We start from the raw sequence: 12,680 nt of genomic DNA, 5'->3' as shown, positions 1-12,680 counted from the left end.
TCAGGCCCCCACACGGTGGGCTGCGGCCTGCGCAGTGGTTATGCGCCGCGCTCCGGCATCGTGCTCCCTGCGCAGGGCACGCATGTAGTCGTCAAAATCCACCTGGATGGTGTGCCGCTTGCTGGTGACGTACCGCTTGGTGATCGCCTTGCGGTGGCGGTCGATCTCGGCGTCCATCGCGGCCCGCTCGGGCAGGGCGTAGCGGCCCTGGAGTTGGTCGGCGGCGAGCTCGGACTGCCGCTCGGCGATCGGCATGACCGCGCCGAGCGGTTGGACCAGTCCGATGAAGTACAGCCCCGGCACCGTGGGGTGGAACATCCGTTGGTAGAGCCGGATCTCGTTATCTCCGGAGGGGTCGAGGAACTCAGCGTCAAAGAAAGGGAATGAGATTCTGTAGCCGGTGCAGTAGATCACGAGGTCTGCCGCGACGCGGGTGTCGTCGGTGAAGACGACGCTGTCGCCGTCGAAGCGCTGGATGTTGGGCTTCGGGACCACATCTCCGTGGGCAAGCCTGTCGAGTATCCGGCCGGAGACGGTCGGGTGGGCCTGGGCGAACTTGTGGTCGGGTTCCTGGAGGCCGTAACGCGACATCGGGCCGGTGGCGGCGCGCATGATCACGCGGGCGACGGCCCAGCGGACCCGGGACGGGATCTTCTCGTGCGCTCCGATCTCGTCGAAGGGCTTGCCGAAGACGTACTTGGGAATGATGTGCACGCCCCGCCGATGGGAGAGGTAGGTCTCGGCCGCGTGATAGCTGGCATCTGTGCAGATGTCCATGGCCGAGTTGCCCATCCCGAGCACCACGATCCGCTTGCCGGTGAGCTGTTGCTCGTCCTTGTAGTCGTGGGAGTGCATCTGCTCGCCGGTGAAGCCTTCGGCGCCGGGGAAGGCCGGCTCCGGCATGCGGGGGTCCCAATGGTGGCCGTTGGCCACTATGACCGAACCGTAGCGCCGGGTCTCCGCGGTGCTCAACCGAACCTCGAAGCCGCCCCCGGGCAGGGGGCGCACGTGCTCCACACCGGTGTTGAAGGTGATCTTGTCCCGGAACCCGAAGTGGTCGACGTAGGCGTCGAAGTACGCCGCGACCTGGTCATGGCGGGCGAAATTGGGCAGGTTCGCGGGCATCGGAAAGTCGCTGAACTCCATCCGGCTGCGCGAGGTGTTGATGTGGAGAGACTTGTAGGCCGCGGACACTCCGTTGCTGTTGCCCCATACCCAGTTGCCGCCGACCCGGTCCGAGAGTTCAAAGCAGTCGAAGGCAAGTCCCCGTTCGTGGAGGACTTTGGCCGCCGTGATTCCGGAGCAGCCGGCGCCGATGACGCACACGCGCTCGCGTTCGCTGCTGCCGAGCTCGTCGGTGGGTGGTGTGCTGTGGGCTGTCATCATTGGCGCTCCAAGCAGGTGGATGTGTGATCGTGTGACCTACGTCACTGTAGGCTCACCTGGCCGCGCCCAGCATCATCAACACTCCGGCGGGCAGCATCGGACCCGCGGCTTCGAGCCGGGACTACTTAATGCCGAAGTCGTAGCCGCCCTGAAGGTGCCCGAACCGCTCCCGAAGGAAGTTGCCCGTGTTGGTCAGCTCCGCGGAGGTGCGGCGGTGTCGGCTGGCGTGCAGTGTCTCGGCCTGTCCGGCAAGGAGCTGCAGCTGCTCGACCAGTTCCTCGTTGGGGGTCCTTCCGCTCGCCTGTTTGGTCTCCAGCATCCGAGGCGGAATGGCCACGTAACTCCGCAGAACGCTCGGCAGATAGTCACGCACCGTGGCGGACAGTTCGTACTCAAATTGGGGATCGCCCAGCGGCTGCCGAGTTTCGGCGTCGATCACCGCGTCCAGCGTCTGGCAGGTTTCCAGAATGCTGGCGTACGCGTCAGCGGGTAGCCGGTTCTTGTTTCGCCTGGCGAGGGCGGCTGACCAGGCCAAAGCAGCGGACAGGTCCTCCGGCGGCGCCGATGCCCCTGGCTGGGCGGGGGCACCGGCCTCCCGATTCGCCGCGGGGGACTGGGTCATAACCTGGCCCTGCGGTCCCCGGACCCTGGGATGCAGCCACAGGTCCCGGAGCATGTAGGACCGCATGCCCGCTACAGCGATGAGTCCGAGAATCACAAAGAACGAAAGGATGAACTGCGCTGCGTTGCCGGGCAGGGCGACGGCCGCCAGGACGAGCGCAACGTACAGGCCACCCTCAAGGATCACCTTCCAGTTACTCCTGCGCACCCCGATCATCAGCACCAGGAGAGGCATAAAAGGAAAGAAGAGGAGGGCGACAGTGACTTTGAAGATGTTCCCCGCAGTAAGGCGAGACATCATGATCCTCTCGTGAATGGGTGGTGGCGGAGCCGCAAGCCACCTACGGCCAGATTACAACTAAACCCCGGTCATCGGCTGTGGACTCCGATCCCGGTTTAGGCTGCCCCAAGAGCAGATGTTCTACCCCTATATAACCGTCCCGGCAGACTTTGAATTCCCGGAGGTTGAACACCAGGATGGATTCGCGCGGGCCTCAGCGCCAGGCCCGCCGGAGGCACACCTTGTTACAGTGGCGGCATGAAAGTGCGCCCCTACAGCGAAGTCGATGTCTTCTCCTCTGAGCCGTATCGGGGCAATGCCTTGGCGGTTGTTCACGATGCCGACGGCCTGAGTACCGAAGAGATGCAGCGGTTCGCCACGTGGACCAACCTCTCGGAGACGACGTTCCTCCTGGCCCCGAGCAGCCCGGAGGCCGACTACCGGGTGAGGATCTTCACCGCCATCGAAGAACTGCCTTTCGCCGGCCATCCAACGCTTGGAACCGCCAAGGCCTGGCTGGACGCCGGGGGATCGCCAAGGCTCGACGGAACGGTCATCCAGGAATGTGCGGCAGGGCTGATCCCGATCCGTGTAGCGGAGGATCAACTGGCTTTCGAGGCGCCGCCGCTGACCCGCTACGAACCCGTGGACGAGCCGCTCGTCCAACGGATAGCGGAAATCCTGGGAATCCCGCGGGTGAACATCCTCGATGCGTCGTGGCTGGTTAATGGTCCTCGATGGATTGGCGTCCGGCTTTCCTCGGCACAGGAAGTCTTGAGCCTGCAACCAGACCCGGCAAAGGCCGGTGACCTGGAAATCGGTGTGGTGGGACCGCACGAGTCCATGGAGGAAACCCAGGTCGAGGTGCGTGCCTTCGTCGGAGGCGACCCCGTCTGGGAAGACCCCGTCACCGGCAGCCTGAACGCGGGCCTGGCCCGCTGGCTCACCGACACAGCTGTGGCGACAGCGCCCTACGCGGCCTCCCAGGGAACAGTTCTCGGACGCCAGGGACGGGTGCACATCAGTCTTAGCGACGGGAGAATCTGGGTGGGCGGACAGGTCACGGGCTGCGTCGAGGGGACGGTCCGGCTGTAGCGTGCAGGCTGGCAGGGTCGCTAAGGGCCCGGTGCACGGACGCGACGGCGCTGGACCCTTCGCCGACCGCTGCCGCAACGCGCTTCATGGAGCCGTGACGGACATCGCCGGCTGCAAATACCCGTGGGGTGGAGGTTTCAAAGGGCATAGGTTCACGGCCCAACGGCTGCCACTGATCCAAGGATTGGATGGCAATGTCGGTTCCGGTGCGGATGAAGCCTGCCGTGTCTCGGTCCAGGCTGGGCAGCCAGGCGCTGGCCGGGTCGGCTCCAATGAAGCAGAACAGCCCGCGCGCATCCACCGCGCCGGTGGTATCGATGCGGACCGATTCCAGGGCGGAGCCGCCGTCCAGGCCGATGATGTTCGATTCGGTATGGATATGGATCCGGGAATTCTCCCGCAGGCGGTCCACGAGGTAGGAGGACATCCGCGCCCCAACCTCCCTTCCCCGCACCACCAGATGGACCTGGCAGCCATGGGACGCGAGATAGAGCGCGGCCTGGCCGGCGGAGTTTGCCCCGCCCACTACAACCACAGGGTGCCCTGCGACTTGGCGCGCCTCGAGGCTGGTAGCGGCGTAATAGATTCCGTGTCCCTCGAAGTCCTCCCACCCCTGAACTCCGAGACTTCGATAGGAGGCCCCGGACGTAATCAATGCGGTGCGGGTATGGAGGGTGGCGCCGTCACCCAGCGTGAGCTTGAGGCCGTCATTCATAGTCTCGAGCGACACCGCATCGCAGGGTGCCCAGATCCTTACCCCGAACTTAATTGCCTGCAGTGTCGCTTGGCGGATGAGGTCTCCGCCGGCCACTCCGAAGGGAAAACCAAGGAAGTTTTCGATTCGGGAGGTCGACGCCGCCTGGCCGCCGGGCGCGACGGCGTCGAGCACCACCGTGCTCAGCCCTTCGGAGGCTGCATAGATGGCCGCCGCGAGCCCGGCAGGTCCGCCGCCAACGACCAGCAGGTCCGTCGAGCCCTCCTGATGGGGCTGGTAACTCAACCCGAGGCGCTCGGCGATAGTCCCCGGCGTCGCACGCTTTATCAGCTTGCCCTGGATGAGCGCTGCCGGCAGGTCCTCGGCTGCGATGCCGTGGCCATCGAGGGCACCCATGCCGTCCGCCGGGACGACGAAGACGGTATGGATCAAATCCAGGCGCTCAGCGAAGCGGCGAAGAGCCAGCAGTTCACTCGACGCGTCCGTCCCGACGAACTTGAGCGTCATGGCGGCAGGGCCTCGGCGAAGCGCTTCGCGGCGCTCCCACAGAGTATGCAGAACGATCCCGCCGAGATCGTCGTCCTGGTTCATGACCAGCCGCAGATCTTCGCGGGCCAGGCGTCGAATGCGCCCGGATTCCTTTACCCGCGCCGACAGGAGTGCGGCCTGTCCGTTGAGCAGCCCGAGTTCACCGCCGAACGAGCGTGGCCCCAGGGTGCTGAGAACGGTTTCGTCGTCCCACCACAACGGGTCGCGAACCATTTCAATGGACCCTGATTCCACGAGGATCATTGGATAGTTCAAATCCCCTGCACGAAAGACATAGTCGCCGGCGTTGACGTCGGCGGGTGCGGCCATGCCGAGGAGTCTTTGCCACTGGGTGTCGGAAAGACGCGGCACGTCACCGGTTCGCTGGGCGGGGTGCTCACTGACATCCGTCATGTTGATCCTTCCGCAGGGATGATGCTCATCCGGGAGAAACGCGGAGCTGGGAGGTGGATTGAGGATGCAGTGAGATTACCTGATTGGGCCTGGAAATGGATGGGCCGCCGGAACAGTCAGAGGCTACAACCCGGCGTCGCCGTCGCGGACCGCCGCGAGTTCCAGGACGCGGTCGCGGCAGAGCCGCCAGCCGAGCATCAGCGCGGGGATGATGACCACCAGGGAGGCGATGGTCCAGGTGCCCACCGGCGAATCGAAGGCCATCAGGATTAGCACGGCGAGAAGGAACGCGAGGGTGATCCAGCCGCTCACGGGTGCGCCCGGCATCCGGAAGGACGGGCGGGACAGTTCGCCGCGCCGAGCCCGCTTCGTTAGCTCCATCTGGCACAGGACGATCATGGCCCAGGTGCTGATGATGCCCAGGGACGCGACGTTCAGGACGATTTCGAAGGCCTGGGCGGGAACAACGGCGTTGAGGGCGACGCCGAGCAGGGCAACGAACGCGGTCAGGGCGATACCGCCGTAAGGGACGCCCGCCTTGTTCATCCGCCCGGCGAACTTCGGAGCGGAGCCGGCAACGGACATGGAACGCATGATGCGGCCGGTGGAATACAGGCCCGCATTGAGCGAGGACAGCGCTGCGGTCAGGACCACCAGGTTCATGATCGCGTCCACACCGTCCACCCCGATGGAGCCGAAGAACGTAACGAACGGGCTTTCGCCGGCCTTGTAGGAGCTGTAGGGCAGCAGCAGCGAGAGCAGCACCAGGGTGCCGACGTAGAACACCGCAATGCGCACGATCACCGTGTTGATGGCCTTGGGCATGATCTTTTCGGGGTGCTCGGTCTCGCCCGCGGCCGTGCCGATGAGCTCGATCGAGGCGTAGGCGAACACCACGCCCTGCATTACGACGACGGCGGGCAGCAGGCCGTTGGGGAACATGCCGCCGTTGTCCGAGATCAGGCTGAAGCCGACCTGCTGGCCGTCCACCGGGGTGCCGAAGATGACGAAGCAGATGCCCACGATCAGGAAGGAAACCAGTGCCACCACCTTGATCAGCGCGAACCAGAACTCGAGTTCGCCGAACACCTTGACGCTGACCAGGTTCAGGCCCAGCACCAGGATCAGGGCGGCCAGCGCCCAGGTCCACTGCGGTACATCCGCGATGGGCGGCCAGTACTTCCGGAAGAAGTTCATGTAGAGCGCGACGGCGGTGATGTCCACGATCGCGGTCATCGCCCAGTTGAGCCAGTACAGCCAGCCGGTGACGAAGGCGGCCTTCTCGCCGAAGAACTCGCGCGCGTAGGAGACGAACGAGCCGGAGGAGGGCCGGTGCATAACCAGTTCGCCGAGGGCCCGCAGAATCATGAAGGCAAAGAAACCGCAGACGGCGTAGCTGATGACCAGCGACGGCCCTGCGGTGGCCAAGCGGCCGCCGGCACCCATAAACAGCCCGGTGCCGATGGCGCCGCCGATGGCGATCATCTGGACCTGGCGGGGCTTGAGTCCCTTGTGGTAGCCCTCTTCCTCGTGGTGGAAGGTGGGTTCAGGGGCGTTCGCCGCACGCGCGGAGTCCGGGATCGCCGGCCTCTGCGTGACCGGTGATGGCTGTGTCATGGGGGGTCCTTTGCTTGCTCAGCCTCGCGGGGTGCTGCGGGCTGAAGGGTTCGGGGGGCTGCTCGCCGACGGGCAGCCCACCGGGGTTCGGGTTCCCTGTGCCGGATCAGGGCGTGGCGGCCCTAGGGCAGGGAAAGGCGGGGGTTCTTCGGTGTTCTGTCAGGCGCCTACTCAGCCTCTGAATCGCCGCAGAATGCGTTGAGGGGCGCTCGCAGGTGCTAACTCATGCTGTCCGAATGTTCGGATCCCTGACAAGTTCACCCGAAGACTATGGCAGTAGTCACACGGGAGCGTCAAAACGGGTGCGGACCCTTCACCACCCGCCGCGCGTAGGCGTGTGACCCTTCCGGGCGTCGTCGGGCATCGCCATTTCGGCCCGCAGGCCCAGCAGCCGGATCGGTCGGCCGGGTTCGATGGCACCGGCGAGATCCAGGGCCCTGGTGAGGACGTCCTCCCGGTCGAAGGTCTCGGGGATCTTCCGCGCATGCGTCTTGGTGGTGAACGGTGCGTACCGGACCTTGAGGGTCAGCCCGATCACCGGGCGCCCTTCAGCGGCCACATCCTTCAGGACCTGCGCGGTCAGCTCGCGGACGGCGTCGTCCACCTGCGCCGGATCGGTGAGGTCCTGCTGGAAGGTGGTCTCCCGACTGTGCCCACGGGCAACCCACGGGGTGTCGTCCACAACGCTGCTGCCGTCCCCGCGCCCGAGTTCGTTGTACCAAGGGCCCATTTTCGGCCCGAACTCCGGAACCAGTGTCTGCGGGTCGGCCGCGGCGAGCTCGGCAACAGTATTGATCCCCAGCTTCGCCAGCCGGCCCGAGATCTTGTTCCCGACGCCCCACAGCTCCTTGGTGGGCCGTCCGCCCATGAAGTCGAGCCAGTTCGCGGTAGTTAGGCGGAAAACGCCGGCGGGCTTGCCGAAATCCGTGGCGTTCTTGGCGCGGATCAGGGTGTCGCCGATGCCCACGCTGCAATGCAGTTGCGTGCGGTCCAGGACCTCGGCCTGAAGCTGGCGGGCGTAGGCCTCCGGATCCTCCGTCTCCACACCCACAAAGGCTTCATCCCAGCCCAATACCTGCACGACGGCGCCGGGTTGGGCGCGCAGGGTGGCCATCACCGTGTCCGACGCCTCGAGGTAGGCCTCGGCATCGACGGGCAGGATGACGGCGTCGGGCACCTTCCGGGCCGCGATCCGCAGCGGCATCCCGGACCCGACGCCGAATGCCCGGGCCTCGTAGGATGCGGTGGACACCACGGCACGTTCGGTGGGGTCGCCCCGGCCGCCGACGATGATCGGCTTGCCGGCAAGTTCCGGCCGCCGGAGCACTTCGACGGCGGCAATGAACTGGTCGAGGTCGACGTGCAGCACCCAGGGGATAGCGTTCACGCGACCAGTGTGCCCTAACGAACGCTGGGACGCACCGGCTTCCGCGCCGATCGGTTGCGGGGGCGCAGCGACGGTCAGTTACGGCCCCGCCGGACCAACATCTGCAGCGACCCGGCAAGCTGGCCCAACTCGGCCACCCGAAGCAGTTTCAGCATGCCCAGGTACACGGCACCCATAACGACGCCGCCCACGGCGAGCACCACAAGGGCATGGAACTTCGACTGCCAAAGGTACCCGCCGGCGTCGTACCCGCCGAACGCCCAGGACACGGCCGTCCCCGCGAGGGCGGCGACAAGGCCGGCAACCGTGAACCGGACGTGCACGTCAAAGACCTGCCCGGCACCGTAAGGACCAATCGCCCGCGCGAGGAAGAGATGACTGATGACGACGGCGATCACGTTGCCGAGCGAATAGGCGGCCGCGAGGGCGGGCACAATGAGCCGGGGATCGAGCATGCCCGCAAAAACGGCGAGAACGACACCAACTCCGGACAGGATCAGCTGGATTTTCAGCGGCGTCTTCACGTCCTCGCCGGCATAGAACACCCGGCCGAGAAGGAAATTGGCGCTCAGGAACGGAGCCCCGACGGCGAGAATGGCGATGATGATTCCGTTGAGGGTGGCCACCTCGGGCGATTCGCTGAAGAGCATTCCGAGCGGCCCGGCGAACGCCAGCAGGGCAGCCGCGCCGAACACCGTGGCGACACCGGTGACGCGCAGCCCCCGGGACAGCACCGCGCGTACCTCCGGAAGGTTCCCGCCGGCATAGGCAGCGGAAAGCTGGTTGAACATGACCGTGGCCAGCGACAGGGTGATCACGGCGTGCGGCAGTTGGTAGACCATGGCACCGATGTCCAGGTTCGCCAAGCCAGCGATCCGGGCCGGCCGGCCCTGGTCGGTGAGTGCTTGCCGGGAGTCGGAGGCGATAGTGGCAACGTAGAGATTGACGAAGTACAGGCCGTTGCCGACCAGCATCGTGACGATCGTGACGGATGCCAACCGGCCCGTGCGTCCAAGCCCCGTGCCGTGCAGCCCGAACTTCGGCTTCAGGCCCAGTTTCAGACGGCGAAGCGGAAGGAACAGCAAAAGCGCCTGAAGGGCGACGCCGAGCGTCATGCCTCCCGCCAGCAGGAACGTATGCTCCGGCGTCCACGTCTCAGGCGTATAGCCTTCCGACTGTTCGGCACCCATCAGCGACAGGAACACGACCAGCGCCCCGATGGACACCAGGTTGTTCACCACGGGAGCCCACATGTACGGACCGAAGGAGCCGTTGGCGTTCAGGATCTGGCCCAGCACGGCGTACAACCCGTAGAAAAAGATCTGCGGCAGGCACCAGTAGGCGAACGCCGTGGCCAAGGCGAGGTTGCTGCCCGTGAAACGCGTCGCCGCATTGATAATCAAGGGAGCCGCCAGCGTCACCACCACCGTGAGGGCCAGCAACGCCGCTACGGAGAGGGTCAGGATCCTGCTGACGTAATCTGCACCCCGGTCCGGCTGCCGGCTGGCCCGGACAATCTGGGGCACCAGAACCGCGTTGAAAACCCCGCCCGCCACCATCAGGTAGATGAAGTTCGGCAGGGCGTTCGCGTAGGAAAACAGGTCCGATACCCCAGCCGAGGCGCCGATGGCCGTGGCCAGCAGCGCCGTCCGGACCAGACCGAGCACCCGGGACACAACGGTGCCGGCTGCCATGACAGCGCTGGCCCGCGCGGTCGAACCGCTGTTCGGGGCCGCGCGGGCGTCCCGGTCTGCCTGTTTGGCATTCGTGGGCGCCGCGGTTGAGCTCATGGAGGCCATCGTTCCAGATACGCGGCAGGAACCCGCGCTACCCGCCGATGGTGTCCAGCTCCGCAACATCCTCCGCGGACAGCATCAGCGCAGCACCGGTCACGTTTTCCCGCAGATGCGCCACGGAGGAGGTGCCGGGGATAAGCAGGATGTTCTCAGAACGCTGCAGCAGCCACGCCAGGGCCACGGACATGGGGGTTGAACCCAGGCGTGCGGCGACGGCGGAGAGTTCCTCAGATTGGAGTGGACTGAAACCGCCCAGCGGGAAGAACGGCACGTAGGCGATGCCGTCCTGCGCGAGGGAGTCGATCAGGCCGTCGTCCTGGCGGAAGGCAAGGTTGTACATGTTCTGCACCGAGACGATGGGGGCAATGCTGCGTGCTTCGGCTACCTGCTCGGTCAGCACGTTGCTCACCCCGAGGTGCCGGATGAGCCCCTGCTGCTGGAGCTCCGTGAGTGTCTCCAGCGCTTCGGCGAGGGAACCGGGCACGGTTCCATGGGCGTCGCCCATCCGGAGGTTCACCAGGTCCAGTACATCCAGACCGAGTGTTTCCAGGTTCTCCTCGACGGCACGGCGCAGCTGGTCAGGCTTCCGTGCCGGCGTCCATCCGCCCTGGTCGTCGCGGTCGGCCCCCACCTTGGTCACCACATGCAGGGTTCGGGGGTAGGGGTGCAGCGCCTCGCGGATGAGCGAGTTGGTGATGTGCGGCCCGTAGGCCTCTGCGGTGTCGATGTGGGTGATGCCGAGAGTGACGGCCTCGCGCAGGACCGCGAGGGCGCCTTCGTAATCCAGCGGAGGCCCCATCACCCCCGGCCCGGCGAGTTGCATGGCCCCGTATCCAAAGCGGGACACCTCAAGGTCGCCCAAGGTCCAGGTGCCGCCGGGAAGCGATGTGGTAAGTGTGCTCATGTTCTGCCTTTCAGGGGTGGTGGTCCTTACTTCCGCAGTCCACTATGGAGACGCAACTTCCCAGCAGGAAGTAGGCACCTGAAAGTGCGTAAGTAACCCGGAAGGCAGGGCAGCAATGGCCACGATGACAGCGGCAGAGAAACGAGCGCAGGACAAGGCGGAGTACAACGCGTTCCTGGATGTATGTCCCAGCCGGCAGCTGCTGGACCGGATCTCCGATAAATGGGTAACGCTGGTCCTGGCCGCCCTCGGCAGCGGGCCGGACTGCGACGGCGATCCCCGCCCGCTGCGTTTCTCCGAGCTGTCCCGGGTGCTGGCCGGTGTAAGCCAGAAGATGCTCACCCAGACACTGCGCTCATTGGAGCGGGACGGTCTTCTCACCCGCACCGTCACCCCCACGGTGCCGGTGACCGTCAGTTATGAGCTGACCGATCTCGGGCGCTCCCTGCACGGACTAACCCGCGGCATCAAGGCCTGGGCGGAACAGCACATGGATGACGTCTTCGCCGAGCGCGCCGCCTACGACACCAGCGGCGACTGACCCCTCCCGGGCTAGGAACCCAACGCCGCATGCGGGTATGCGGGCTCCCGCTGCTGGAACTGCAGCACGTCCTCGTTGAGGATCACGCCGTCGCGGATTTCGATTGCCCGCCGGATGGTTTCGTTCTCCGCCCACGCCGCAGGACCGGCAATGACCGTTTCCAGGAAGGGCAGGAGCGCCTCGCTGATTTCCCAGCTGGCGGAGTTCCAAAGGTAGGACGGGCTGTGATCGACGGCGTAGTAGTTGATGTGCTCGCCCACCTCGAATATCGGGTCGGTGAAGGTGGTGGATTTCGCCCACTCGAAGCCCATGCCTTCGTCGCAGGACACGTCCACGATCAGGCTGCCGGCCCGGAACGCCTCCAGGTCATCGGTGCGCAGGTAGGTCAGCGGGGCGTTGGGATCCTGCAAAGTGCAGTTGACCACGATGTCGCTCTCGGCAAGGAACGGGGCCAGCGGCACCCGCCCCTCTTCGGTGATGACCTCGCTGAGGAACGGCGAGTTGTCGTCATGGTCGAACTGGACAATCCGCGCCGAGTGGATCGGGGACCCGACCGCCGCGACGCCGCGGTTGGTCAGGACCTGGACGTCGTGGATGCCATGGGCATTCAGGGCTGTGACTGCGCCGCGTGCCGTTGCGCCGAAGCCGATGACGACGGCGCTGAGCCGACGGCCGTAGTCGCCCGTTGAGCCGGTCAGGCTGAGGGCGTGCAGGACGGAGCAGTACCCGGCCAGCTCGTTGTTCTTGTGGAAGACATGCAGGCCGAAACCGCCGTCGCCGGCCCAGTGGTTCATCGCTTCGAAGGCGATCAGCGTGAGCTTTTTGTCGATGGCGAGCTGGGTGACGGCGCGGTCCTGGACGCAGTGCGGCCAGCCCCAGAGGGTCTGCCCGTCCCGCAGTTCGGCCAGGTCCTCGGGCTGCGGCTTGGGCAGGAGGACGACGTCGGCCTCCGCCACGATCTGTGCCCGCGGGAGCACGGCGCCAACGAGCGGTTTCAGTTCCATGTCTGAAACGCCGAACTTCTCTCCGTAGCCTTCTTCCAGGAGCAGCTGCCGCCGAAGCTCCGGGGCGATGCGTTCCAGATGAAGCGGGTGGATGGCCAGCCGCCGCTCATCGGGCTTGCGTGTGCTGGACAGGACGCCGAGGGTGAGACGCTCCACGGGGCGGTTCACTTCTTTTTGGGCGGTGCGGGTTTGGCGCCGGCGGCCTTGTCGAGGGCGGGCGGAGCCGCGGCGGCCTTCTTATCGGCACGCTTTTCCTTGATGGACTTGCCGGACTTTTTCGATGCTGCTTGGCGCGGGGACTTGTCAGACATGTTCGCTCCTGTAGCGGAACCGAGGCGGTTCCTGACTCTGAACCATACATGCACCGCAGCCGGGCGCTTGGAGGCGGAGCG

11 protein-coding genes are annotated in these 12,680 nt (G+C 65.6%); 2 read left to right on the top strand and 9 right to left on the bottom strand.

The window, feature by feature from the left end; all coding sequences use genetic code 11:
• Together LJ760_RS15065 and LJ760_RS15060 are read right to left on the bottom strand one after the other, a co-directional pair.
• A complete protein-coding gene (locus LJ760_RS15065) occupies positions 1 to 1,386 on the bottom strand; it encodes a flavin-containing monooxygenase (protein ID WP_227924142.1) in 1,386 nt (461 codons plus the stop codon).
• Positions 1,387 to 1,507: 121 nt separating this feature from the next.
• Positions 1,508 to 2,308: a hypothetical protein gene (locus LJ760_RS15060; RefSeq protein WP_227924141.1), complete on the bottom strand. Its 801-nt coding sequence runs from the start codon at positions 2,306 to 2,308 to the stop codon at positions 1,508 to 1,510.
• A 237-nt stretch (positions 2,309 to 2,545) separates the two neighbouring features.
• Between LJ760_RS15060 and LJ760_RS15055 the strand changes: the two genes are divergently transcribed.
• Positions 2,546 to 3,382: a PhzF family phenazine biosynthesis protein gene (locus LJ760_RS15055; protein ID WP_227924140.1), complete on the top strand. Its 837-nt coding sequence runs from the start codon at positions 2,546 to 2,548 to the stop codon at positions 3,380 to 3,382.
• On the opposite strand, the gene LJ760_RS15050 is transcribed toward LJ760_RS15055, so the two are convergent.
• The 5 genes from LJ760_RS15050 to LJ760_RS15030 form a co-directional block, all read right to left on the bottom strand.
• Positions 3,348 to 5,039: an FAD-dependent oxidoreductase gene (locus LJ760_RS15050; protein WP_227924139.1), complete on the bottom strand. Its 1,692-nt coding sequence runs from the start codon at positions 5,037 to 5,039 to the stop codon at positions 3,348 to 3,350. The genes LJ760_RS15055 and LJ760_RS15050 overlap by 35 nt on opposite strands.
• 123 nt (positions 5,040 to 5,162) lie before the next feature.
• Positions 5,163 to 6,656, bottom strand: coding sequence for an amino acid permease (locus tag LJ760_RS15045; RefSeq protein ID WP_227924138.1), 1,494 nt, complete (start codon positions 6,654 to 6,656; stop codon positions 5,163 to 5,165).
• Positions 6,657 to 6,969: 313 nt separating this feature from the next.
• Positions 6,970 to 8,043 carry a DNA polymerase IV gene (locus tag LJ760_RS15040; RefSeq protein WP_442860667.1) on the bottom strand — a complete coding sequence of 358 codons (1,074 nt, stop codon included), beginning with the start codon at positions 8,041 to 8,043 and terminating at the stop codon, positions 6,970 to 6,972.
• A gap of 74 nt (positions 8,044 to 8,117) precedes the next feature.
• Positions 8,118 to 9,833, bottom strand: a complete 1,716-nt coding sequence (murJ, locus tag LJ760_RS15035) for a murein biosynthesis integral membrane protein MurJ (RefSeq protein WP_227924137.1) — start codon at positions 9,831 to 9,833, stop codon at positions 8,118 to 8,120.
• A 37-nt stretch (positions 9,834 to 9,870) separates the two neighbouring features.
• Entirely contained in the window at positions 9,871 to 10,743 is an 873-nt protein-coding gene (locus LJ760_RS15030) for an aldo/keto reductase family oxidoreductase (protein ID WP_227924136.1), read from the bottom strand.
• A 115-nt stretch (positions 10,744 to 10,858) separates the two neighbouring features.
• Between LJ760_RS15030 and LJ760_RS15025 the strand changes: the two genes are divergently transcribed.
• The gene (locus LJ760_RS15025) at positions 10,859 to 11,284 is read left to right on the top strand and encodes a winged helix-turn-helix transcriptional regulator (RefSeq protein WP_227924135.1); all 426 of its coding nucleotides are present in this window, start codon (positions 10,859 to 10,861) and stop codon (positions 11,282 to 11,284) included.
• 11 nt (positions 11,285 to 11,295) lie between these two features.
• Here LJ760_RS15025 and LJ760_RS15020 read toward each other — a convergent pair whose 3' ends face one another.
• Both LJ760_RS15020 and LJ760_RS15015 read right to left on the bottom strand, forming a co-directional pair.
• Complete coding sequence (locus tag LJ760_RS15020) at positions 11,296 to 12,444, bottom strand: N(5)-(carboxyethyl)ornithine synthase (RefSeq protein ID WP_227924134.1); 1,149 nt, start codon at positions 12,442 to 12,444, stop codon at positions 11,296 to 11,298.
• 8 nt (positions 12,445 to 12,452) lie between these two features.
• Positions 12,453 to 12,599: a hypothetical protein gene (locus LJ760_RS15015; protein WP_227924133.1), complete on the bottom strand. Its 147-nt coding sequence runs from the start codon at positions 12,597 to 12,599 to the stop codon at positions 12,453 to 12,455.
• Between the last annotated feature and the right edge of the window lie 81 nt (positions 12,600 to 12,680).

Origin of the sequence: Arthrobacter sp. zg-Y895 (genome assembly GCF_020731025.1) — a bacterium.
In the GTDB taxonomy this organism is placed as follows: domain Bacteria; phylum Actinomycetota; class Actinomycetes; order Actinomycetales; family Micrococcaceae; genus Arthrobacter_B.
Note: the sequence above shows the minus strand (reverse complement) of the source record. Positions and strands in the feature narration are given on the sequence as shown.